The organism is Nocardia sp. NPDC058176 (genome assembly GCF_042883805.1).
GTDB lineage: Bacteria > Actinomycetota > Actinomycetes > Mycobacteriales > Mycobacteriaceae > Nocardia.
In genome coordinates this window covers 2,007,551-2,028,879 of sequence record NZ_JBHVVA010000001.1, presented here as the reverse complement: position 1 = coordinate 2,028,879, position 21,329 = coordinate 2,007,551, and the positions used below count along the sequence as shown (strand labels likewise).

The 21,329-nt window shown below is 67.5% G+C and carries 20 protein-coding genes; 10 read left to right on the top strand and 10 right to left on the bottom strand.

The window, feature by feature from the left end; all coding sequences use genetic code 11:
- Positions 1 to 80 precede the first annotated feature (80 nt).
- The 3 genes from ACFVVM_RS09510 to ACFVVM_RS09500 all read right to left on the bottom strand — a co-directional run bounded on the left by ACFVVM_RS09510 (position 81) and on the right by ACFVVM_RS09500 (position 3,123).
- Complete coding sequence (locus ACFVVM_RS09510) at positions 81 to 1,067, bottom strand: NAD(P)H-quinone oxidoreductase (RefSeq protein ID WP_387615305.1); 987 nt, start codon at positions 1,065 to 1,067, stop codon at positions 81 to 83.
- An 84-nt stretch (positions 1,068 to 1,151) separates the two neighbouring features.
- Positions 1,152 to 2,060 carry a bile acid:sodium symporter family protein gene (locus ACFVVM_RS09505; RefSeq protein WP_387615302.1) on the bottom strand — a complete coding sequence of 303 codons (909 nt, stop codon included), beginning with the start codon at positions 2,058 to 2,060 and terminating at the stop codon, positions 1,152 to 1,154.
- A gap of 214 nt (positions 2,061 to 2,274) precedes the next feature.
- Positions 2,275 to 3,123 (bottom strand): alpha/beta fold hydrolase, encoded by an 849-nt coding sequence (locus ACFVVM_RS09500; protein ID WP_387615299.1) that lies wholly within the window; start codon positions 3,121 to 3,123, stop codon positions 2,275 to 2,277.
- Positions 3,124 to 3,310: 187 nt separating this feature from the next.
- On the opposite strand from ACFVVM_RS09500, the gene ACFVVM_RS09495 reads away from it, so the two are divergent.
- Positions 3,311 to 4,234 carry an acetoacetate decarboxylase family protein gene (locus ACFVVM_RS09495; protein ID WP_387616801.1) on the top strand — a complete coding sequence of 308 codons (924 nt, stop codon included), beginning with the start codon at positions 3,311 to 3,313 and terminating at the stop codon, positions 4,232 to 4,234.
- A 109-nt stretch (positions 4,235 to 4,343) separates the two neighbouring features.
- On the opposite strand, the gene ACFVVM_RS09490 is transcribed toward ACFVVM_RS09495, so the two are convergent.
- Positions 4,344 to 4,946 (bottom strand): TetR/AcrR family transcriptional regulator, encoded by a 603-nt coding sequence (locus ACFVVM_RS09490; protein ID WP_387615295.1) that lies wholly within the window; start codon positions 4,944 to 4,946, stop codon positions 4,344 to 4,346.
- A gap of 54 nt (positions 4,947 to 5,000) precedes the next feature.
- On the bottom strand, positions 5,001 to 6,095 hold the full coding sequence (locus ACFVVM_RS09485) for a saccharopine dehydrogenase NADP-binding domain-containing protein (protein ID WP_387615292.1): 1,095 nt from the start codon (positions 6,093 to 6,095) through the stop codon (positions 5,001 to 5,003).
- A gap of 298 nt (positions 6,096 to 6,393) precedes the next feature.
- Here ACFVVM_RS09485 and ACFVVM_RS09480 point away from each other — a divergent pair, with 298 nt between their 5' ends.
- From ACFVVM_RS09480 to ACFVVM_RS09470, 3 genes are all read left to right on the top strand, one after another.
- Positions 6,394 to 7,137 (top strand): type 1 glutamine amidotransferase domain-containing protein, encoded by a 744-nt coding sequence (locus ACFVVM_RS09480; RefSeq protein ID WP_387615289.1) that lies wholly within the window; start codon positions 6,394 to 6,396, stop codon positions 7,135 to 7,137.
- A gap of 129 nt (positions 7,138 to 7,266) precedes the next feature.
- Positions 7,267 to 7,983, top strand: a complete 717-nt coding sequence (locus tag ACFVVM_RS09475; protein ID WP_387615286.1) for a type 1 glutamine amidotransferase domain-containing protein — start codon at positions 7,267 to 7,269, stop codon at positions 7,981 to 7,983.
- A gap of 67 nt (positions 7,984 to 8,050) precedes the next feature.
- Positions 8,051 to 9,649 (top strand): succinic semialdehyde dehydrogenase, encoded by a 1,599-nt coding sequence (locus tag ACFVVM_RS09470; protein ID WP_387615283.1) that lies wholly within the window; start codon positions 8,051 to 8,053, stop codon positions 9,647 to 9,649.
- Between the two features lie 23 nt (positions 9,650 to 9,672).
- Here ACFVVM_RS09470 and ACFVVM_RS09465 read toward each other — a convergent pair whose 3' ends face one another.
- Positions 9,673 to 10,278: a TetR/AcrR family transcriptional regulator gene (locus tag ACFVVM_RS09465; RefSeq protein WP_387615281.1), complete on the bottom strand. Its 606-nt coding sequence runs from the start codon at positions 10,276 to 10,278 to the stop codon at positions 9,673 to 9,675.
- A 127-nt stretch (positions 10,279 to 10,405) separates the two neighbouring features.
- Between ACFVVM_RS09465 and ACFVVM_RS09460 the strand changes: the two genes are divergently transcribed.
- From ACFVVM_RS09460 to ACFVVM_RS09445, 4 genes are all read left to right on the top strand, one after another.
- Positions 10,406 to 11,701 (top strand): NADH:flavin oxidoreductase/NADH oxidase family protein, encoded by a 1,296-nt coding sequence (locus ACFVVM_RS09460; RefSeq protein WP_387615279.1) that lies wholly within the window; start codon positions 10,406 to 10,408, stop codon positions 11,699 to 11,701.
- 68 nt (positions 11,702 to 11,769) lie between these two features.
- The gene (locus ACFVVM_RS09455; RefSeq protein WP_387615276.1) at positions 11,770 to 12,387 is read left to right on the top strand and encodes a TetR/AcrR family transcriptional regulator; all 618 of its coding nucleotides are present in this window, start codon (positions 11,770 to 11,772) and stop codon (positions 12,385 to 12,387) included.
- Between the two features lie 64 nt (positions 12,388 to 12,451).
- Positions 12,452 to 13,120: a TetR/AcrR family transcriptional regulator gene (locus tag ACFVVM_RS09450; RefSeq protein ID WP_387615274.1), complete on the top strand. Its 669-nt coding sequence runs from the start codon at positions 12,452 to 12,454 to the stop codon at positions 13,118 to 13,120.
- 119 nt (positions 13,121 to 13,239) lie between these two features.
- Positions 13,240 to 14,925, top strand: a complete 1,686-nt coding sequence (locus ACFVVM_RS09445) for an FAD-binding dehydrogenase (protein WP_387615272.1) — start codon at positions 13,240 to 13,242, stop codon at positions 14,923 to 14,925.
- 71 nt (positions 14,926 to 14,996) lie between these two features.
- Here the strand turns inward: ACFVVM_RS09445 and ACFVVM_RS09440 are convergent, their stop codons facing one another.
- The 4 genes from ACFVVM_RS09440 to ACFVVM_RS09425 all read right to left on the bottom strand — a co-directional run bounded on the left by ACFVVM_RS09440 (position 14,997) and on the right by ACFVVM_RS09425 (position 18,984).
- A complete protein-coding gene (locus ACFVVM_RS09440; protein WP_387615269.1) occupies positions 14,997 to 15,965 on the bottom strand; it encodes an alpha/beta hydrolase in 969 nt (322 codons plus the stop codon).
- A gap of 311 nt (positions 15,966 to 16,276) precedes the next feature.
- The gene (locus ACFVVM_RS09435; protein WP_387615267.1) at positions 16,277 to 16,759 is read right to left on the bottom strand and encodes an SDR family NAD(P)-dependent oxidoreductase; all 483 of its coding nucleotides are present in this window, start codon (positions 16,757 to 16,759) and stop codon (positions 16,277 to 16,279) included.
- Between the two features lie 4 nt (positions 16,760 to 16,763).
- Positions 16,764 to 17,666 carry an alpha/beta hydrolase gene (locus ACFVVM_RS09430; RefSeq protein WP_387615264.1) on the bottom strand — a complete coding sequence of 301 codons (903 nt, stop codon included), beginning with the start codon at positions 17,664 to 17,666 and terminating at the stop codon, positions 16,764 to 16,766.
- A 76-nt stretch (positions 17,667 to 17,742) separates the two neighbouring features.
- A complete protein-coding gene (locus ACFVVM_RS09425) occupies positions 17,743 to 18,984 on the bottom strand; it encodes a PucR family transcriptional regulator (protein WP_387615261.1) in 1,242 nt (413 codons plus the stop codon).
- A gap of 141 nt (positions 18,985 to 19,125) precedes the next feature.
- Between ACFVVM_RS09425 and ACFVVM_RS09420 the strand changes: the two genes are divergently transcribed.
- A complete protein-coding gene (locus ACFVVM_RS09420; protein WP_387615258.1) occupies positions 19,126 to 20,628 on the top strand; it encodes a flavin-containing monooxygenase in 1,503 nt (500 codons plus the stop codon).
- Between the two features lie 288 nt (positions 20,629 to 20,916).
- Positions 20,917 to 21,258, top strand: coding sequence for an LGFP repeat-containing protein (locus tag ACFVVM_RS09415; protein ID WP_387615255.1), 342 nt, complete (start codon positions 20,917 to 20,919; stop codon positions 21,256 to 21,258).
- Positions 21,259 to 21,329: the final 71 nt, after the last annotated feature.

The window sequence follows — 21,329 nt, the reverse complement described above, 5'->3', positions numbered from 1 at the left end:
TACATTGGTCGACGGGCCAACCGTAGAGACCAATGTAAGCAATGTCAACACATAGGTGATCCCGGGTCCGATGGAGTGTTCTAGCGGACGGTGAGAAGTACCTTCCCGACGGTTTCGTCGGAATCCAGCAGCGGGTGCGCGGCAGCGACGTCGGCGATGGGGATCTCCGTGGCGACAACCGGTGCGACAGCCCCTTCGGCGATCAGCGGCCACAATTTCTCGCGCAGTTCGGCGATGATCTCGGCCTTGGAGCCGGGCCCGGTCTGTAGGCGGCGGCGCAAATTGGTCACATGGACCGACGCTCGCTTGAACAGCATGAGGCCGAGGTCGAGTTCGGCGGTCGAGCCGGATTGCAGGCCGATGATCGTGAGGTCGCCGCCGACGGCGAGTGCTTCCACATTCCGGGCGAGATACTTGGCGCCCATGATGTCGAGAATGACGTCGGCGCCGCCGTATTCCTCGGTCACGACCTTCACGAAATCGTCGTCGCGATAGTTGATCAAGGTGTCCGCGCCGAGTTCGCGGCACCGGTCCAGCTTGCCCTGCGACCCGGCGGTCACCGCGACCCGGGCGCCCAGGGCGCGACCCACCTGGATCGCGTGGGTGCCGATGCCGCTGCCGCCACCGTGGATCAGCAGCGTCTGGCCCGCGCGCAGCCCACCGGTCATCACGATGTTCGACCAGACGGTCGCGGCGGTCTCGGGCAGCGCCGCGGCCGCGGTCAGGCTCACGCCGGCGGGGACCGGCAGCAGCTGTGTCGCCGGGACATTGACCCGTTCGGCATAGCCGCCACCGGACAACAGCGCGCACACCTCGTCGCCGGGTTGCCAGTCCGTCACGCCCTCGCCCACCTCGGCGATCACGCCGGACACCTCGAGCCCGAGGATGTCGCTGGCGCCAGGGGGCGGTGGATAGAAGCCCTGGCGCTGCATGATGTCGGCGCGGTTCACGCCCGCGGCGACCACATCCACCGCCACCTCGCCGACGGCGGGTGCGGGCAGGTCGTCCACCCGGCCCCACTTCATGACCTCCGGACCGCCGTGGCCGTCCAGCGTGACTGCGTACATATCGTTCCCTTTCGGTCAGCGAGCGAGAATGTAGGCGCCGCTAACATTACTCCGCGGTGCGGCGAGGTCAACCACGCGGCGCTGTCAATGCGCGTGCTGGGTCGTCGGCGCTGCCGCGCCACCGGCGGAATCCTTTCCCGTGCCGTCGATTCGAGTGATCAGGTATCCGAAGACGGCCGCGAGGACGTACATCAGAACCGAGTACACGGCGGCGGGGATCGCGGCCTCGGCGCTGTCGAGAACGCTGAGTGCGATGGTCATCGCCACGGCCGTGTTGTGGATGCCGACTTCGAACGATGTCGCGATCGCCTGCGGCCGGGCGAGCCGGAGCAGGCGCGCTCCGGTGTAGCCGAGGGCGAGGCTGCCCAGGCAGAAGATGGCGGTGACCAGTCCGACCTGGCGGGCGTAATCGGCGACGTTCTCCCGCTCGGCGACCAGCGCGCCGACCGAGACCAGTGCCAATACGGCGACCGAGAAGGTGCGGACCGGCCGGTCCGCGGACGCCGCGAAGCCGGGGAAGAAGCGGCGCACGATCATGCCGAGGATCACCGGTGCCAGCACGATCGCGATCACCTGCACCACCTTGCTCAGCTGCAGGCCCACCTGGCCTTCCGCGCCGAAGTAGTTGATGGCGAAGTTGGTGATGATCGGGACGGTGATGGCGGCCAGGACGGCGTTGATCGCGGTCAGGGTGATGTTGAGGGCGACATCACCGCGAAACAGGTGGCTGTAGAGATTGGCGGTCGTCCCGCCGGGAGAGGCGGCCAGCAGCATCATGCCGATGGCGAGGAGCGGGGCCATGTCGAAGAGCTGGATCAGGCCGAACGCGAAGGCGGGTAGCACGAGGAGTTGCAGGGCCAAGGCGACCACGACGGCCCGTGGTGACTCGGCGATTCGGCGGAAGTCGCCAACGGTCAGGGTGAGTCCCAGTCCGAACATGATGATGCCGAGTGCGCTCGGCAATCCGATGGTGAGCAGGGCTGATGATTCCATTGACTTCTCTCGATATCGAGGGGAGAGCGGATTCGCTCCCGTGTTCGCCGTCGGTCGGCTGATCGATTCGGCGGATACCGAATCAGGTCCCGGTAATGCCGCAATGTAATTGCCGCTAACATGAGTGTCAAGGAAAGGGCTGAGTTCGGCCGCTGTGACGCTGAGCTCGTATCAGTGGAGCGTCGGCTGGTCTCGGAAGGCTGGGTGTTTCGCGTCAGATCAGATTCTGATCGGCCTGGGCGGTGCGGGGGATCGGAGCTGTATTCCGCTGCGGCGCGGCACTTTTCCACCAGGACACGATGCGGTCCACGACCGGCTGCGGTGTCCGCACCCAGTTGACGTGGCCATTGCTGCCACCGGCCGGGACCTCGTCGGTGCGGTAGTTCCACCGGGTCGCGACATCGGGTTCGAAGAGTCGACGGGCGAATTCGTCGACGCCGGGCTCGGGCGCCAGGGAATCGCGCTCCAGCGCGATCACCAGTGCGGGAATGTCGATGGTGCGCTTCGACGGAAACGGTGTTCGGCCGGTCAGCACCATTCTGGCCCATTCGCGCATGAGTGTGCGTGCGCCGGGTGCGCCGAACGCGGGGGGCGGAAGGTACCCGAACGCACTGGTCAGGGCGGGCACCAGCGCGGCCATGGCGGCCACGTGCACGCCGTATGCGGCGAAGTGGCGATGGTGGGGCAGGCAACCGCCGATCGTCACGAGACCGTCCGCGCCGGGATGGTTGATCGCCTGTCCGGCGGCGAGTTGGGCGCCGAGGCTGTGGCCGAGGACGAGCACCGGCCGCGCGGGGTACTGATGGCGAATCCGCGCGACGGTGTGGGTGATCGTGTCGATCTCGTCCTGGTAGGACCAGTCGTGATCGCGCGACGCCCGGGGTTCTCCGCGCTCGAATCCGCGGCGCGGCAACGTTTGCGCACTCCATCCGTGCTCGGCGAACGCCGTGACCAGCGGTGCGTAGAAGTGTGAGCCGATCGCCATCGCGGGCGCGATCAGCACGATCGGCGGATCGCTGTGCGGACCCGCCGGTCCGGCGAAGTCGGCGCTGGAGGTTGTCACTGTGGGCTCCTTGGCTGTGCGGGTTCGTCGCATCGACAACCTTAATGTAAGCGCCGAGTACATTAGAGGGTGCGGCGACCCTGCCGAAAAGCCGCCCGAATGGAGTCGCGACTCCGACAGCGTGTTGACACTGCTTACATTTGTGCTAGCGTCGGCCGTACAACGAGTGAGCAAGGGAGCTACGCCGATGTCGCCGACGAAGAGCGCAACCGTCAAGGTCGATCTGGGTGGCCGTGTGGTCGAAGTGCCGAAAGGCGGACTGTACGACCGGTATCGCATGAACACCGACTTGGATGAGATCGACCGCGATTCCCGGGTGAGTGGCGTCGAATTCTTCCGCCGGCTCCCCAAGACGAAGGTGCAGTCGCCGATCGGCGAAACGCTGACACCGAATTTCTACTACCGCATGTCGAGCACGCGCATCACGATGCTCGCCAAGTCGAAGGCCATCCGTTCGCGGCTGCCCCAGGAACTGGCGCCATTGGAAGTCGTGCCCGGAATCGGGCTCGTCTCGGTCGTGTTCTTCCGCTACGACGTGTGCGATATCGACTTCTACACCGAGGCCGCGGTGGCGGCGGCCGCGCGACCGGCGCGCCACGGCGGGCCGGGATTCGTCGACCTGGTGTCGGGCCTCGGCAACGACCACCTCCACTCCTACGTGCTGTCGCTGCCGGTGAGTTCCCAGATCGCGCAGGTGCGTGGCCACGACGGCTACGGGTTCCCCAAGTGGGTCACCGGACTCGACGTCGAGATCGACGCGACCGGGACCACTGCCCGGGCGGCGAACGACGACGGCGAGGCGGACCTGACGCTGTCGGCACCCACGCCGAGCGTGAAGCGATACGCCAGTGGCGAGCGCGTCTCGACCCTGACCTCGTACACCACGATCGACGGCGCGTGGCACGCGACCCAGACGCAGATCAACATGCTCGCGGGTGGTTCCTCGAGCCTGCCGCGTGGTGTCGATCTCCAGCTCGGACGCGGTCGGCTCTCCGATGACGTCCGCTCGCTCGGCCCGATCAAGACCGTCCGGCTCGACGTCATCACCGAGGGGCAGGTCGCACTGCACATGCCGACACCGACCTCGATGCCCGGTCTCAGGGCGTCGTAGATCCGTCACAGCGCCCGGTTGCTCCGGTAACCGCCCTCGGTGCTGCGTCGGGCAATGCCCGGCGGTGGTTTTCGCCACCGTCGGGCATTGTCGTTGGGCCGAGTGCTCGTCAGGTGAGAATCGAGCGTGGTGCCTGTCGCACCGTCAGCACCGCGAACACCGCTGCGCGGACCGTGTCGGCCACGGTCTCGGCGGAGGTGCCATCCAGCTTGCCGTCCAGGTGCAGGAAGGCGAGGCCGTGGACAAGAGCCCAGACGGCATTCGACATCGAGTCCGGATCGGATCCGGGAAAAGCTTGTCGCACAACGGCTTTGACGTAGCCGTGAATGGCCTCGGTCGCGGCCACGCGTTCCGGGCTGGTCGGATCGCACGGTTCGGCGAACATCACCCGAAACAGGCCGGGCCGGTCCAGCGCGAACCGAACGTAGGCGACCGCGATGGCGGCGAGATCCTCGGGCGTGGTCGGCGACTGGCATGCCGCGATCAGCCGGTTCGCGAGATCTTGGTACCCGACCGCGGCGACGGCGGACAGCAGGGCGTCGCGATCGGCGAAGTGCCGGTACGGTGCGGCGGTGGACACGCCCGCTCGGCGGGCAACGGCGCGCAACGAGAGCTCGGCGGCGCCGTTCTCCTCGAGCAGCTCCACTGCCGCGCGCAGCAGCGCGGAAGGTAGATCGCCGTGGTGATACGGCTGGGTGCCCGACGTTGTCATGGGATCAATCTAGCAAAGTGTTTGCGTCGCTAACATCCCGAGCCGCGCGTCGGATCAGATCGGTGCGAGCCCGATCTCGGCGCAGCCGTCGCGCAGGGTGGCGAAACCGAAGGCCTCGACCGGGCTGACGACACCCGCCGCCCGCGGCGCTGACGTGGTCAGTTGCTGTGCCGCCCAGGCGATGAGCTCACCGGTCAAGGTGTAGGAGTTGGGGCCGCGGACCTGGACCTCGGACAGGACGTCGGGGCCGGAGTACGCGACCGCGGTGACATGCGACCCGATGCGAGCCCTGCGGTCGGCGTCCGGTCCGCCGGCGGGTCCGATCATCGGCCGGGTCACCCGGTCGACCAGCTTGCGACCGATCGCGAATCGGCTGGTCACCGCTGCCGCTGCCGCGGCCACGGTGATGGGTCGGCTGAGGGCGGGGAACCATCCGTTGTAGACGCTGACCGCGTCGAGCAATGGGAATTCCGCGGGGAGGAACAGGACCTCGGTGCCCGAGACCAGGAACGCGTTCTTGCGGTGTTCCCGCACGGTGAACTTTCGGACCTCGGCGGCGGTCCGTTCCTCGGTCAGGTGGTGGTCGCGCCACCGCGGCGCGGGCAGCGTCAGGCCGTCCCGCATGGTCGTCCTGGTTCCCTGGCTGAGTCCGCGCCAGAGCGGACCGCTGGCGAAGTAACCGATGTCGACAGCGCGCGCCGCCGCCCCGGCTTCGTGCGCGGCAAGGGTTCCGGCGAGGATTCCCGGCACGTAGTCGTAGCCGAAGGCGGGCAGCATCAGCGATCCGGTCTCCCGGGCGCGATCGTGCAGCCTGCGGCGCAGCTCGAGCACGAACCCGACCTCGCCGGTGGTGTCGATGTAGTGCGCTCCCACGTCGGCGGCGGCCGCGGCGACGGCGTGGCCGAAGCGTTCGAACGGGCCGACGGTGGAGATGAGGATGTCCCCGCGCCGGACCAGCGTCGCGACGCCGACGGGGTCGGTGACGTCGACCAGGGCGTGGTCGAGGCCGCCGTGGCGGTCGGCGATCGCGCGGAGGCTGTCACGGTTGCGACCTGCCAATACCGGTTCGATGCCGCGGTGCCGCAGGGAGTCGAGAACGAGGCCACCGGTGTAGCCGGTGGCGCCGAGCAGGACTACGCGTCCGGTCATCTGTCGGTCTCCTCGGGGTGTTCGGTCGAGTCGTGGACGGCTGTGCGCCGAGCTCATACATGGAAGAGCTTACAGAAGTGGAAATACATCTAAGCTATGAGGTTGATCCCACTCGGTGCGATGGCTGTCCCCGGGGTGGGGTGGGTCGCCGAACAGTTGACGGCATCACCCCAGCGCCTTAATGTTAGCGGAGTTTACATACGGGTCCGGCGAGGTCTCCGGGTGCGAGAGTGCTGCATCGTTGGATGGCCGGACCTGATCTCGTCGAGGGTTTCGTTCGCGTTCAAGGGAGTCGGCAGTGACGAAGGTTCTGTTCGTGCTGTCGGCTGCCGACCGTTGGTCGTTGACCGACGGCTCGGTGTATCCGTCGGGGTACTGGGCCGAAGAGGTCGTCGTACCGCACCGCACGTTCGCCGAGGCGGGGTGGGACATCGCCTTCTCGACGCCGGGTGGTCGCCCGCCGACCCTCGATCAGCGCAGTCTCGCCTCCGTGGCGAACGCGTCGCCGCGGCGCGCTGCCACCGGTGTCGTCGATCGACTTCTCGACACCATCGCGCACCGCTATCTGGCCAGACTCGGTGACGAACTCGCGTATCCGCTGGCTCTCAAAACCGTTGCGGCCGACACCTTCGACCTGATCTTCTACCCGGGTGGGCACGGACCGATGGAGGACCTCGCCTACGACGACGTGTCCGGAGTGATCCTCGCGGAACGTCTGATCTCCGGCAGGCCGGTCGCGATGCTCAGCCACGCGCCCGCGGCGGTGCTGGCCGTGCCGTCTCCGCGCGGTGTGTCACCCTTCGCCGGCTACCGGATGACGGCGGTGTCCAATCGCGAGGAACTGCTCAACGGTTTCGCGAAGAAAGCACCGTGGCTCCTGGAGGACCGGCTGCGGGCGCTGGGTATCGACTATGTGAAGGGCCGGCCGCTGCGGCCCTTCGTCGCGGTCGACCGAAATGTCTACACCGGCCAGAACACGCGATCCGCGCAGGAGCTGTCCGAGCGGCTGGTCGCTGATCTCGGAGCGCGGTCGACGAGATGAGGCATTCGTGCCGGGCCGTGCCGGTTCATTGACGGAGGGCAACACATCGGCTAATGTAAGCGGCATAAACATTCGATCGAGTGTTGCTCTTCTCGGCCGTCTGTACCACCGCATCCGAAGGAGTGGATTGTGACTACGGTTCTGATGGTGATCTCGGCCGCGGATCGCTGGACTCTGAATGACGGAACCGTGCATCCGTCGGGATACTGGGCGGAGGAGGTGGCCGTCCCGCACCGGGCCTTCGCCGAGGCGGGGTGGGAGATCACCATCGCGACACCGGGCGGGAAAGCGCCCACGCTCGACAAGCTGAGCGTCGGAATCGCCGGTGGGATGCCGTGGAAGCGCCGCGAGGTGCAGCGATATCTGGACAGCATCGGAGATGTTCTCGCCACGCCGGTGCCCCTCGATTCGGTGCGCCCGCAGGACTACGACGTCGTGTTCTATCCCGGCGGACACGGTCCGATGGAGGACCTCGCCTACGACGAGACCTCGGGAGCGCTGCTGGCTCATCGGCTCGAATCGGGCAAACCGCTGGCACTGTTGTGCCACGCGCCCGCGGCCATCGCGGCCACGGCCGGGCCCGACGGTGTTTCGCCGTTCGCCGGGCGGCGGATGACCGGCCTGTCCAATCGGGAAGAGCTGCTCAATCGATTCGCGCGCAAGGCGCCCTGGCTATTGCAGGACAAACTCGAGGGACTCGGCGTCGACTACTCGAAGGGCCGAATTCCCTTGCGGCCGTATGTCGTCGTGGACGGGAATCTGTACACGGGCCAGAATCCGCAATCCTCGCACGAATTGGCGGGGCGACTGATCGCCGACGTGAACGCGGGCCGGACGCCGAATTGAGCATCGGAACCGCCGCCCGTCCTTCGCCTTTCACCCGGAACGCCTCGAACACCAGGAAGTGACCACCATGTCGATCGACCATGCCATCCGGCCCACGTCCACCCCGCCCGTCGGTCTGCCCGCCGCGCTGACCCCGGCGCTGCTCGAACGATTGGCGGCGCGCGTCGCCGCGAGCCGGGACGCGGACCGGGTCGCGACCGCCGTTCCGTTCACCGGCGAGCCGCTGGCGAACCTGCCGGTGTCGACGCCGGACGATGTCGAGGCGGCCTTCGCCCGCGCCCGTGCCGCCCAGGCCGGATGGGCCGCCACTCCGGTGGCCACGCGCAAGGCGATCTTGCTGCGCTTCCACGACCTGCTGCTCGAACGTCAGCACGAGGGCCTGGATCTGATGCAGGCCGAGAACGGCAAGGCCCGCCGGGATGCCTTCCTCGAAATCACCGACATCGCGATCGCCACCAGGTACTACGCCCGCAGCGCCGCGAAACTGCTCGGCCCGAAGCGGCGTCGCGGCGCCATCCCGGTGCTGACCCACACCACCGAGCTGCATCATCCCAAGGGTGTCGTCGCGATCATCTCACCCTGGAACTACCCGCTGAGCATGGGTGCGGGAGATGCCATTCCGGCGCTGCTGGCCGGTAACGCGGTGGTCCAGAAGCCCGACACCCAGACCGCGCTGACCGCGCTGTGGGCACTGGATCTGCTGCACGAAGCCGGTCTGCCGGCAGGGGTCTGGCAGATGGTGGTCGGCCGCGGCAGCTCCATCGGCACGACGCTGATCGGCAACGCCGACTACCTGATGTTCACCGGTTCCACCGCCAGCGGCCGCAAGATCGCCCGCGACGCCGGCGAACGCCTGATCGGCGCCTCCCTCGAACTCGGCGGCAAGAACCCGATGATCGTGCTCGACGACGCCGATATCGCGCGCACCGCCGAGGGTGCGGTCTCCGCGTGCTTCTCCTCGACCGGGCAGCTGTGTGTCTCCATCGAGCGGATGTACGTGGCCGAGTCGATCCGCGAAGAGTTCGTGGCCGCCTTCGTCGCGCGGACCGAGGCGCTGACGATCGGCGCGGCCTACGACTTCAGCACCGATGTCGGCAGCCTGACCAACCAGTCGCAGCTCGACACCGTCACCGCGCACGTCGAGGACGCGGTCGCCAAGGGGGCGACCGTGCTCGCCGGTGGCCGCGCCCGGCCCGACCTCGGGCCGCTGTTCTACGAGCCGACCATCCTCACCGGTGTCACCCCCGAGATGACGCTCTACGACCACGAGACCTTCGGCCCCGTCGTCTCGATCTACTCCTTCGGCGATGTCGACGAGGCGGTCGAGCGGGCCAACGCCACCGCGTACGGGCTCAACGCCAGTGTCTGGACGGGCAACGGCGCCAAGGGGCGTGCGGTCGCCGCCCGCGTGCACGCGGGCACGGTCAACGTCAACGACGCGTACGCCGCCGCCTGGGGCAGTGTCGACGCCCCGATGGGTGGGATGGGTGACTCCGGCCTCGGCCGCCGCCACGGTGCCGACGGGATGCTCAAGTACACCGAAGCGCAAACCGTCGCCCACCAGCGGGTGCTGGGTTTCACGGCTCCGCGGGGCGTTTCCGAAAAGGCCTGGGCGGCAACGCTGACCACGTTCCTGAAGGGAGCGAAGCGGCTCGGGGTTCGATGAGATCTCGGCCGCCGCACTCCCGGCTACTCGTCTCGGTCGGTGCCGGGAGCGGGCGGACGTAGCTCGAGAATCGAGTAGACCGCCGCGCGGATCCGGTCGGCGAGTTCGCCGTCCACGCCTGCTTCGAATTTCCCGTGCAGATACAGGAAGGCGAGGCCGTGCACCATCGCCCACATCGCGGTGGCGAGCGCTTCCTCGTCTGACTCCGGAAAAGCCTGTCGCACAATCGCTCTGACGTACTCGTGGATCGCGGTGGTCGCCGCCACCCGCTCGGGGCTGGTCGGATCGCAGGGCTCGGCGAACATCGCGCGGAAGAGCCCGGGGCGGTTCAAGGCGAACTGGACGTAGGCGATGGCGATCGCTGTGAAGTCTTCGGCGGTCGAGGGCGAAGCGCTCGCAGCGAACATGTCCGCCGCGAGATCTCGATACCCCACCGCCGCCACCGCGGACAGCAGCGCGTCCCGGTCGGCGAAGTGGCGGTACGGCGCGGCGGTGGAGACCCCCGCCCGCCGAGCGGCGGCGCGCAGCGACAGCTCGGCGGCGCCGTTCTCCTCGAGCAGCTCGATCGCCGCGCGGACGAGCGTGGCCGGGAGGTCGCCGTGATGATAAGGCGTGTTCAGCGATGCCATGGGATCAATTTAACAACCGTCAGCGGCGCTCGGCATCACGCCAAGGGGGTTGACGATGCTAACATCCGGCATTATGTTAGCGGTGCACACATTTGTGTGGTGAAGCGGCTATCGAAAGGCGGTCTGCATGTCGAGCGGTTCAGGCACGAGGGCACTGTTTTCCCCGCTGCGTTTGCGCAACGGCCAGGTCCTGTCGAACAGGATCGCCAAGGCGGCCATGGAAGAGGGCATGGCGGGGACGGACCAGCTTCCCGACGAGCGCTCGATCGCGCTGTACCGGCGTTGGGGCGCGGGTGGGGCCGGCCTGCTGATCACCGGCAATGTCATGGTGCACGCGGAAGCCCTCACCGGTCCCGGTGGCATTGTGCTGGACGCGGACTCGCCGATCGAGCCCTTCGCGGCCTGGGCCGCGGCAGGCAAGGCCGCCGGTGCCGCCATCTGGATGCAGATCAGCCACCCCGGCCGGCAGATTCAGGCACGAATGCCCGGTGTCGTGTGGGGGCCTTCGGATATCGCCGTCGATGTCGGCAAGCATTCGAAGCGGTTCGGCCGGCCGGTGGCGATGACGCACCGGCAGATCCTCGATACCAGGGACCGGTTCGTCACCACCGCCGTCCGCGCCGAGCTGGCCGGGTTCGACGGCGTCGAAGTCCATGCCGCCCACGGGTATCTGCTCTCACAGTTCCTGTCGCCACTGGTGAACGATCGCACCGACGAGTGGGGTGGCTCGCTCGAGAATCGCGCCCGGCTCCTGCTCGGGATCGTCCGCGGGATTCGTTCGGCCGTGGCTCCCGGATTCGCCGTCGCGGTCAAGCTGAACTCCGCGGATTTCCAGCGTGGCGGATTCGACGCCGACGATGCCGGAAAGGTCATCGACATGTTGGTCTCGGTGGGGGCCGACCTCGTCGAGGTGTCCGGTGGTAGCTACGAGAGTCCGGCGATGTCGGGTCGGCCCGCCGACGGTCGGACGGCGGCGCGGGAAGCGTATTTCCTCGAGCTCGCCGCCGAGCTGGCTGAAACCAGTGCGCTGCCACTGCTGCTGACCGGTGGGATCTCGCGCCGGGAAACCGCCGAACGGGTGCTGGACAACAGGGTCGCCCTCATAGGTATGGCGACTGCCCTTGCCGTGACACCCGACCTGCCCAATCGGTGGCGCGAGGATCTCGATGCTGTCGGCACCTTGAAGCCGGTGACCTGGTCGGACAAATCACTCGCCTCGATCACCGAGATGGCGATGGTTCGCTACCAGATGCGCCGCATGGCCGCCGGGAAGAATCCCGCGCTCGGCGTCTTCCCGGCGTGGGCGCTGATCGCCGATCAGCGGGTGCAGAAGCGTGCGCTCCGGCGATACTCGAAGTGGCTGGCAACCCGCGGTGACCGCCGGGTCGAGTGGCCTCGGGTGGCGAGCTCGGCGAGGCGCTGAGACCCGCACGGCGAGGGATTTGCACGTTATTGCGCAAATGTGCGAGGGTGGTGAGTGAAAGGACTCACATGACAGCTCCGAACCCTCCCCTCGTCGCCGGGCCGCGGGCGCTCGCCAACCGTCAGCGCATTCTCGCTGTGGCGGGCGAGGAACTGCTGCGTGATCCCGCCGCGAGCATGGAGGACATCGCCGCCGCCGCCGGGATGGTCCGGCGCACGTTGTACGGTCACTTCCCCACCCGCGAGGCGCTGATCGAGGGACTGCTCGACCAGGCGTTCGAGCAGGTCGACCGCGCTCTCGACATCATCGACACCCGACGTCCGCCCGCGCGCGCCGTCGCCGACCTGACCATCGCGCTGTGGGCGGTCGGCGACGAGTTCCGGCTGCTGCTGCGCCTGGACGAGGCGCAGTCCTGCGTGCGGATGACCGATCGATTGGGTCCGGTCCGCAGCATGGTCGTCGCGTTGATCAAGCGGGGTCAGAGTGACGGAATCTTCACCGACGACCTGCCGCCGGAGGCGGTCGCCAGGGTGCTCACCGCCATGGTCCTCGCGCTGTTGAACGCGCGCAACGATGGCGAATGGGTCGGCGCGGGCGCCGCGGAAGTGGCCGCGCGAACCTGCCTGATCTCGGTCGGCGTCGAGCGGAACGCGGCGGTCGAGATCGCCCGGACGGCTGCTGCCTGACCGGGGTACCACGAACAAGTCGTACGCTGGGCCCGGATCTTTCGACGAGAACGGCGGTGTTCCTGTGGCAACGACGGAGGTCTCCGGCACCGCGCGGGCGGCGGTGGGGGAGGGCGGTCAGCGGCGAGTCACCAAACGTAGGGCCGAGACTCGCCAGCGACTGCTCGATGCCGCCTACGAGGTGTTCACCGAGGTGGGTTTCGGCCGGACCCGCCCCGAATTGGTCTGTGAGCGCGCGGGTTACACCCGTGGGGCGTTCTATTCGCAGTTCGGCTCGATGGACGAATTGTTCCTGACGCTGTGGGAACAGTGGTCGGTCCGCATGCTCGACCGCATGCGGGAGATCCTGGCCTCGCGCGAGGTCGCCGAGGTCGAGGACGAACGCGAGCTGGTCGAGCACGTGCTCCGGGCGGTGCCGATCGATGGCAAGTGGTACCGCGTCAATGCCGAGTTCACCGTGCACGCCTTGCGCAATCCCGAACTGCGTGCCCTCGTCGCCGCCCGCGAGCAGGCGAACATCGACGCGATCATGCCCGTTGTCGAGGTGTTGCTCGCGCGCGTGGCGCGCACGATCACGGACCGGGAGGCTCTCGGGCAGGCGTTGATCGCGGTCCACGACGGCACCATGGCCCAGTGCTTGATCGAACCGGATGACCCGCGGGTCCTGGCCCGGCGGGTCGACCTGTTCTATCGCGTCATCCTGTCGTTCAGCACTCGAACCTCGCCCGGCTGAGCCCCATTATTGGATACATAATTGAATCGGATTCGATAGTGTATTGACACCCGGCGTTCTCGCCAGGGTGTGGTCCGCTCGCTCCGGGTCGGCCCGCCGTACTCGTTCGAGGAGTATCCGTGTCCGACAGCAGTCACCCCTCCGGTCCGCAGGCCGAAGTCATCGTGATCGGATCCGGCCTGGCCGGTCTCGTCGCCACCTACGAACTGATCCGGGCAGGCCGGCGAGTGCTGGTGCTGGACCAGGAGAATCGCGACAATCTCGGTGGGCAGGCCTTCTGGTCGCTGGGTGGCCTGTTCTTCGTCGACAGCCCGGCGCAACGCCGGCTCGGCATCCGCGACTCCTATGAACTCGCGCTGCAGGATTGGCTCGGGTCGGCCGCGTTCGATCGGGACCGCGAGGACGAATGGGGCCGCCGGTGGGCCGAGGCGTATGTGCGGTTCGCCGCCACCGAGAAGTGGGATTACCTGCACGAACTCGGCCTGCGCATGACCCCGGTGGTCGGCTGGGCCGAACGCGGCGGCGCCGAGGCCGACGGACACGGCAACTCCGTGCCCCGGTTCCATCTGACCTGGGGCACCGGCCCGGACGTCGTACGGGTCTTCGCCGAACCGGTCCTCGCCGCCGAACGGGCAGGGCTGGTGCGCTTCGCTTTCCGGCACCGGGTCGACGAGCTGGTGGTCGAGGACGGCGCCGTGATCGGTGCCAGGGGCGCCGTGCTGGCCGCGTCCGAACTGGCGCGCGGCGTCGCCTCGTCACGAGAAGTGATCGGCGAGTACGAGTTTCGCGCCGACGCCGTGGTGGTGGCCTCGGGCGGGATCGGTCACGCCCACGAGCTCGTACGCCAGAGCTGGCCGACGCAGCGTCTCGGACCGTGCCCGGAGACCATGATCCCCGGTGTGCCCGCGTATGTGGACGGCCGGATGCTCGCCATCACCGAAGCCGCCGGCGGCGCGGTGGTCAACCGGGATCGGATGTGGCACTACACCGAGGGGATCCACAACTGGGATCCGGTCTGGCCCGACCATGCGATCCGCATCATTCCCGGCCCCTCGTCGCTGTGGTTCGACGCGTGCGGCAAACGTCTGCCCGCACCGTGCTACCCCGGATTCGACACCAATGCCTCGATGAAGGCGATCCTGGCCACCGGATACGACTACTCCTGGTTCGTGCTCGACCAGGCCATCGTCGAGAAGGAGTTCGCGCTCTCGGGCTCCGAGCAGAACCCCGACATCACCGGCAAGGACCTGTTGCTCACCCTCCGTAGCCGGTTGGCCAAGGGTGCCCCGGGGCCGGTCGACGCGTTCCTGCGCCACGGCGAGGACTTCGTGGTCGCCGAGACCCTGCCCGAGCTGGTGGCCGGAATGAACGCGATCGCGCGCGGTCCCCAGCTCGACGCCGCCGATCTGGAACGTCAGATCGTGGCCCGCGACCGGGAAGTGGGCAACTCCTACGGCAAGGACGGTCAGCTGGCCGCCATCGCGAACGCACGCCGCTACGTCGGGGACCGGCTCGGCCGGGTGGCGGCGCCGCATCGGATCCTCGATCCGGCCAAGGGGCCGCTCATCGCCGTGCGGCTCAACATTCTCACCCGAAAGACCCTGGGCGGGTTGCAGACCGACCTGGACTCCCGTGTCGTCGGCGCGGACGGTGCGCCGGTGCCCGGCTTGTACGCGGCAGGCGAGGTGGCCGGTTTCGGTGGTGGCGGCGTGCACGGCTACAGCGCGCTGGAAGGAACCTTCCTCGGTGGCTGCATCTTCTCCGGTCGTGCGGCGGGCCGGTCGCTGGCGCGATCCCTGTCCTGACCGGAGTACCGGCGAACTCGCGTCGGTCGGCGGGGTGACCCGGCCGACCGACGCGGAGACTGCCTCGGGCGTCAGTTCAGTGCGGTCCTGAGTGCGTCGATGGCCAGTGTGCGAGCGACATTGGCGGCGCGGGTGTCGCGCAGACTGTCCAGGAGCAGGAAGTCGTGGACCATGCCCGCGACGCGGACCGAGGTGACGTCGACGCCGGCTTCGCGCAGCTTGTTGGCGTACTGCTCGCCCTCGTCGCGCAGCACGTCGGCCTCGTCGGTGATGACCAGGGTGGTCGGCAGCCCTTTGAGGTCCTCGAGGGACGCCTGCAAGGGTGAGGCGTACTTCTCGGTGCGTTGGTCGAGGTCGGTGGTGTAGGCGTCCCAGAACCACTTCATCGCGTCGCGGGTGAGGTAGTAACCCTCCGCGAACTGGAGGTAGGACGGTGTGTCGAAGTCGGCGTTGGTCACCGGATACAGCAGCACCTGGGCTTTGAGGTCGATGCCGCCGCGGTCCTTGTTCATCAGCGCGAACACCGCCGACATACAGCCACCGACCGATTCGCCGGTGACCGCGATGCGGCTGGTGTCCAGCCCGTGTTCGGCACCGTGCTCGAGCACCCACTGGCCGACGGCGTAGTTCTGTTCGACCTGGGTGGGGTAGTGGTGCTCCGGCGCGCGGTCGTAGACCGGGAAGACGCCCGCTGCACCGGCACCCACGGCCAGTTCCCGGAACAGGCGATCGTGGGTCTTGTCGTCACCGAGCACCCACCCCGCGCCGTGGATGTAGAACACCACCGGCAACGGACCGCTCACCCCTTTGGGACGAATGATGCGGGTGCGTACCGTGCCCCACTCGCCGGCATCCACGTCGACCCATTCCTCGTCGACCTCCGGACGCGGCACGCCCTCGCCGCTCTGCAGGTCGACCAGGATCTGGCGGCCCTGCTCGGGCGGGACCTCATAGATTCGCGGATGCGGATCGGTGGCCTCGGCCAGCTCCTTCGCGGCCGGTTCGAGGTAGGGGGTGATGGGGGGCGGAAGCGCGGTCATTCGTCTCTCCATACGTGAGAAGTGATGGTGAATGTCCAACTGCCCGTACCGATTCGAGATGCTGTGCCCGGTTGCGCGCACCGGGAAACCCCATCGGTCCCGGGTACTGGCAGGGTGGGAGTCGTTCGCTGTCAGGCGCGGGCAGGTGCCCACGACATGGGGACTCTCCTGGTCGAGCGCTGTGAACCGGCGGTGCTGCAGCACCCTGCCCGTCCCTCTCGAGATTGCTCGCCTGTTGCCACTATTGTCCGCCGGGAGCCGCAGTGTCAAGGATTATTGTAATCAGTGTCCACATTGAGTCGCCGGTGCTCTCAGCGACGTGCCGGACCGTCCTCGATCATCTGCTGGAAATGCTCGGAGATCGCGTCAGGGATGGTGTTGCCGCCCCACAGTCGTGTTCCCGCGGGATCGGTCTGCACCGCGTCCATCATCGGGGTTCGGAAGAAGGTCGGGTGCGCGCTGCCGACGCCGACGCCGAGGTTCCGGAGTTCGAGGCGGGTGGAATCGCACAGTGCCCACACGCCCGCTTTGCTCGCGCAATAGGCACCCTGTAGCGGGGAATGGACGAACGCGGCCATCGAGGAGATGGCCAAGAGGTACCCGCGGCGTGCCGTGACGCGCGCCACGGTCTCCGGACCCAGCGCGGCGGCCTGGTCGCGGACGCCCTGTTCGTCGAGGTCGAGTAGGGCGAGGTTGGCGCCCCGCTGCCGGAGCGCCGTGGCAAGGGCGGTGCCGAGGCCGCCGGTGGATCCGGTGAGGACGACGGTGCGTCCATTCAGGTTGTAGTGGGTCATGGCCTCATTGATCGACGGGAATGTGGTGTGCCAGAAAGGCGAGTTGGTCGGCGACATTGCGTTCGAACGCGTCCCCGACATAGATGTCGAAATGGCCTGCGGCGTAACGGCGTATCTCACCCCGCGGTGCCCGCACGGCGTACTTCAGCGTCGGACCGGCCGGGGCGACCGAATCGTTGTCACAAACGACGAAAAGAATGGGGCACGAGACATTCTCGGCGCTCCGGCCAGGGAAATGCCGCACGATCTGCAAGGCGAAGCGGGCGGCGACCTGATCGGATACGTGGGTGCCCTCGGGAATGAGCGACAAGACGCCGGGCTCGCAATCCGGGGCCGTCATCAGCGCGGTCGATCCGGGCGGCCCGTAGGCCGGGACCGTGACGGGTTCACGCCCGGTCAGCATGTGGGTCACATCGCGGATCGCCCGCACGGTGAGCCGTAGCGAGGTGCGCGTCGGGATCGCGGTGGACGAGGCGAGACCATCGGTGAACGGACACTGTGCGACAGCAGCGGCGACGCGCTGATCACTGGCGGCCGTGACGATGACGTGCCCACCGCCGAACGAGGTACCCCAGAGCACGACTCGGTCCGGATCCACCCCCTCGATCGTGCGGGCGTAGGCGATGGCCGCTTCCCAGTCCTCGAGTTGACGGCCGACGTCGAGCAACTGGCGCGGTGTGCCGCTGCTCGAACCGAAGTGGCGGTAGTCGAAGACGAGACAGGCGTAGCCGGCGGCGGCGAATCGTTCGGCGAAGGCGTCCAAACGCATCTCCTTCACACCGGCCAGGCCATGCGCCATCACGATGATCGGGCGCGTTCCGGGGGCGGCTGATGGCCTGTCCGGCTGGTACAGCCAGCCGGCGCACTGGCCACCGGCGGCTGGAAAGGTCACGTCGGAGCGAGTCATGACACCCACAATATAGAATCGAATCCAATATTGGAAGTCATTCCAATATTGGGTCCGCGGCGACGAGGCTCTGCGGCTACGTCGCCCGCGGTGTCTCGGCAGCCCCGCCGCGCCAGTACAGAATCTCCAGCGCCATCGCGACGTTGAGCGTGTTCTCGTGCAGCGGCCGGGGCAGCAGTTCGTCCGCGCGCTGGATCCGGCGCAGGATCGTATTGCGATGGGCGAACAGGCGTTCGGCGGCGCGCGAGGCATTGCACTGCTCGCGCAGATACGCGCGCAGCGCTTCCCGGACCGCAGGCGCGGCATGCTCCAGTGCTCCCAGTGTGTGCGCGATGAACCGGTTGGCCCGGTCGGCGTCGGCGGTCAGGGGCAGTACACCCTCGACCTCGGCGAACGTCGCGACCACCTGGTCGGTGTGGAGACGCGCCATGGCCTGCTGGGTGCTGAGCGCGTCCAGATGGGAGACCCGGAAACCGTCGAGCCCGCGCCCGGTCGAGCCGATGGCGATCCGGAGGTCGGTCAGGGTGCCCAGCTCGCGATGAGCATCGCGCAGCAGAGCCTCGTTCGCGCCGGCGAGCCACACCCACACCGTCCCGGCGCTGGCGACGACGCGCAGACGTTCCCGGGCCTGCGACAGGCGCGCCAGTGCGTCGGCGACCTGCTCCAGCTCGGTCAGTCGTGGATCGGCGACCGTGGTCCACACGACCACGGCGGTGTGCGTCTGCGTCAGCCGATAGCCCAGCGCCAGCTCCGCGGCTGTGCGATCGGACCCGCCGCCGTTGACCAACGCGGTCACGATCTCGCGGAGCTGGGAATCCCTACCGCGACTGAGGAAGTCGCGCTCCAGGGTGATCTGGGCCTTCGTGGCCGCGATGGTCGCGTCGATGAACTCCGAGATCGACCGGGCGGTGACATCGAGCAGCTCGCGCAGTTCCTCGGGGTCCGAGGTCAGGTCGAAGACGATCTTCATCCAGCGTCGCCACGCGACATTCTGCCCGAGTCGATAGGCGTCCAGACTCGCCTCGTTGTAACCGCGGCGGGTGGCCAGGCGCGCCGCTTCGATGGGCTCCTCGGTATTGGCGGGCACGGGGGCGCCGGGCTTGCGCAGATTGGCGCTGGCCCAATGGATCAGGTTCGCATGCGTCCCACGGATGGCGAACGCGCGCAGTTCGGGATCGTCGGCGATCGGCCGCATGTCCACCGCCGAGAAGGCCGCGGCATCGATCTCGTCGAGCCAGTCGGGCGGTGCGGTCAAGACGATCTCGGCCCCGCGCCGGATGAGTTCCTTCACCCGCGCGGACGGTTCGGTCCATGTCACGTACCGACCCTATCGGTCGATGGTGGTGCAGTCTGCACCTGAATTGCCATCAGTTGGTTACTTTGCACCTTCAATCGGTGCTGCCCGTGGCTCACCATGGAGAGCGATATCACGCGGACGACAGGCACGGGAGTCACTCACATGAACGCTGCTCCAGACATCGACGTCGATGTCCTCATCGTCGGCGCCGGGATCTCCGGCCTCGGCGCGGCCTACTATCTGCAGCGCGATCTGCCCGGCAAGTCGTACGCGATCGTGGAAGCGCGCGGGGCGATCGGCGGGACCTGGGACCTGCACCGGTACCCGGGAACCCGTTCGGACTCGGACCTTTTCACGTTCGGCTACGAGTTCAAGCCGTGGAAGGGCGATCCGATCGCCACCGCCGAATCGATCCGTGCCTACCTGCGGGAGACGGCCGACGAATACGGCATCCACGAGCGGATCTCGTTCCACACGACAGTGATCGAAGCGTCCTGGGACACCGCCGAGGCGCGGTGGACCGTCGAGGTGGCCGACACCCGCAGCGGACAACGTCGTCGGTATCGGTGCGCGTGGTTGTTCGCCGCGACCGGGTACTACCGCTACGACCAGGGCTTCACCCCGGAATTCCCGGGGCGGGCGGACTTCGAGGGCGCGGGCGGACAGGTAGTCCACCCGCAGCTGTGGCCGTCCGATCTGGACTACACGGGCAAGAAGGTCGTCGTCATCGGCAGCGGCGCGACCGCGGTGACGCTGGTGCCCGCGATGGCGGGCACGGCCGAGCACGTCAGCATGCTGCAGCGCTCGCCCAGCTACATCGTTCCCCTGCCCGCGCGGGACACGATCGCCGACGTGTTGCGCAAGGTGCTGCCGGAGCAGCGCGCGCACGAGCTCATCCGCACGAAGAACGTCTTGATGCAGCGGGCCACCTGGCGGCTGTGTCAGCGCTACCCGGGCGCCGCCCGCCGGGTGATCCGCTGGATGAACGCGCGACAGCTGCCGCCCGGCTATCCGGTCGACGAGCACTTCAACCCGCGCTACGACCCGTGGGATCAGCGGCTGTGCATGGTCCCCGACGGTGATCTGTTCGCCGCCATCTCGGCCGGCACCGCGTCGGTGGTCACCGACACCATCGACACCTTCACCTCGACCGGGATCCGGCTGACCAGCGGCGAACACCTGCCGGCCGATGTCGTGGTCACCGCGACGGGCCTGAATCTGCAAGCCTTCGGCGGTGTGGACATCACCGTCGACGGACGGCGGGTCGACACCTCCGAAACGGTCGCGTTCAAAGGGATGATGCTGAGCGACGTACCGAACCTCGCCTTTTCCATCGGCTACACCAACTCCTCCTGGACGCTGAAGGTCGGACTGCTCTGTGAGCACTTCGTCCGGCTCGTCGACCACATGGACTCCCACGGCTACGACACCTGCGCACCGGCACTGCCGAACGACCTGCCGACCCGGCCGCTGCTCGACTTCGAAGCGGGCTACGTCTTGCGCGCCCTCGACAAGCTGCCCAAGCAGGGACCCGCGTTCCCCTGGTTGACCTCGCGGGACTACCTCGCCGACGTGAAACTGCTCCGGCACGGCGACATCGCCGATCCCAATCTGCGCTTCGCCACGAACGCCGAACGCCCGTCGGCGGTGACACCGGCGATGTGAGGACATCTTCACATCGGCCGGATTCGCGGCGTGTCGAGGTGTGGCGTCGCGGTGACTGGGTATTGATTTCGGTAGGGAAGTGCTGGCTCGGGGAGCGCTGGATCGTAAAGATGCTGGTCGGTAGCTGGTAGTGCCTTGGATGTGCTTCGTTCAGGGTGATTCTTATGTGGGGAACACCGTGTGTACGGCTGTTCTGTCGTCGCGTGAATCCCGGTGCGGGTGGGTCGCCATGCGATAGCGTCGCCGCTGGCATCTGCCAATTGGTATCTGTACGAAAGGGATTGTGGGATGGCATTCGAAGTCAAGGGCACTATCGGCGACCACTACAACGAAGCGGGTGGCGCTTCGAGCCCCCTGGGTGAACCGATCTCGGCGGAGCTGGATGCCGCGAACGGTGGCAAGTACCAGGAGTTCGCTGGTGGGGTCATCTACTTCAACCTCGCGACCGGAACCAAGACCGTCTACGGCGCGATCCGGCAGGCCTGGGAGGCCGAGGGTGGCGCGGGTGGCCGCCTCGGCTACCCGACCTCCGATGAGCAGGACATCGAGGGCGGCAAGATCAGCCACTTCGAGAACGGGTCGATCAGCTACTCGATCGCCGACGACGCGGTGACCATCAACGCGAACTGACCCGCGCGGTCGTCTCGGTGGGCACCGATCGTGCGTCGGTGCCCACTGTCGTCCTAAGGGAAGGTTAGGAA

Excerpts from the sequence above, each read along its gene's own strand:
- ACFVVM_RS09510 (WP_387615305.1), bottom strand. The coding sequence starts at position 1,067 with ATGTACGCAGTCACGCTGGACGGCCACGGCGGTCCGGAGGTCATGAAG.
- ACFVVM_RS09505 (WP_387615302.1), bottom strand. The coding sequence starts at position 2,060 with ATGGAATCATCAGCCCTGCTCACCATCGGATTGCCGAGCGCACTCGGC.
- ACFVVM_RS09495 (WP_387616801.1), top strand. The coding sequence starts at position 3,311 with ATGTCGCCGACGAAGAGCGCAACCGTCAAGGTCGATCTGGGTGGCCGT.
- ACFVVM_RS09490 (WP_387615295.1), bottom strand. The coding sequence starts at position 4,946 with ATGACAACGTCGGGCACCCAGCCGTATCACCACGGCGATCTACCTTCC.
- ACFVVM_RS09485 (WP_387615292.1), bottom strand. The coding sequence starts at position 6,095 with ATGACCGGACGCGTAGTCCTGCTCGGCGCCACCGGCTACACCGGTGGC.
- ACFVVM_RS09470 (WP_387615283.1), top strand. The coding sequence starts at position 8,051 with ATGTCGATCGACCATGCCATCCGGCCCACGTCCACCCCGCCCGTCGGT.
- ACFVVM_RS09465 (WP_387615281.1), bottom strand. The coding sequence starts at position 10,278 with ATGGCATCGCTGAACACGCCTTATCATCACGGCGACCTCCCGGCCACG.
- ACFVVM_RS09460 (WP_387615279.1), top strand. The coding sequence starts at position 10,406 with ATGTCGAGCGGTTCAGGCACGAGGGCACTGTTTTCCCCGCTGCGTTTG.
- ACFVVM_RS09455 (WP_387615276.1), top strand. The coding sequence starts at position 11,770 with ATGACAGCTCCGAACCCTCCCCTCGTCGCCGGGCCGCGGGCGCTCGCC.
- ACFVVM_RS09440 (WP_387615269.1), bottom strand. The coding sequence starts at position 15,965 with ATGACCGCGCTTCCGCCCCCCATCACCCCCTACCTCGAACCGGCCGCG.
- ACFVVM_RS09435 (WP_387615267.1), bottom strand. The coding sequence starts at position 16,759 with ATGACCCACTACAACCTGAATGGACGCACCGTCGTCCTCACCGGATCC.
- ACFVVM_RS09430 (WP_387615264.1), bottom strand. The coding sequence starts at position 17,666 with ATGACTCGCTCCGACGTGACCTTTCCAGCCGCCGGTGGCCAGTGCGCC.
- ACFVVM_RS09420 (WP_387615258.1), top strand. The coding sequence starts at position 19,126 with ATGAACGCTGCTCCAGACATCGACGTCGATGTCCTCATCGTCGGCGCC.
- ACFVVM_RS09415 (WP_387615255.1), top strand. The coding sequence starts at position 20,917 with ATGGCATTCGAAGTCAAGGGCACTATCGGCGACCACTACAACGAAGCG.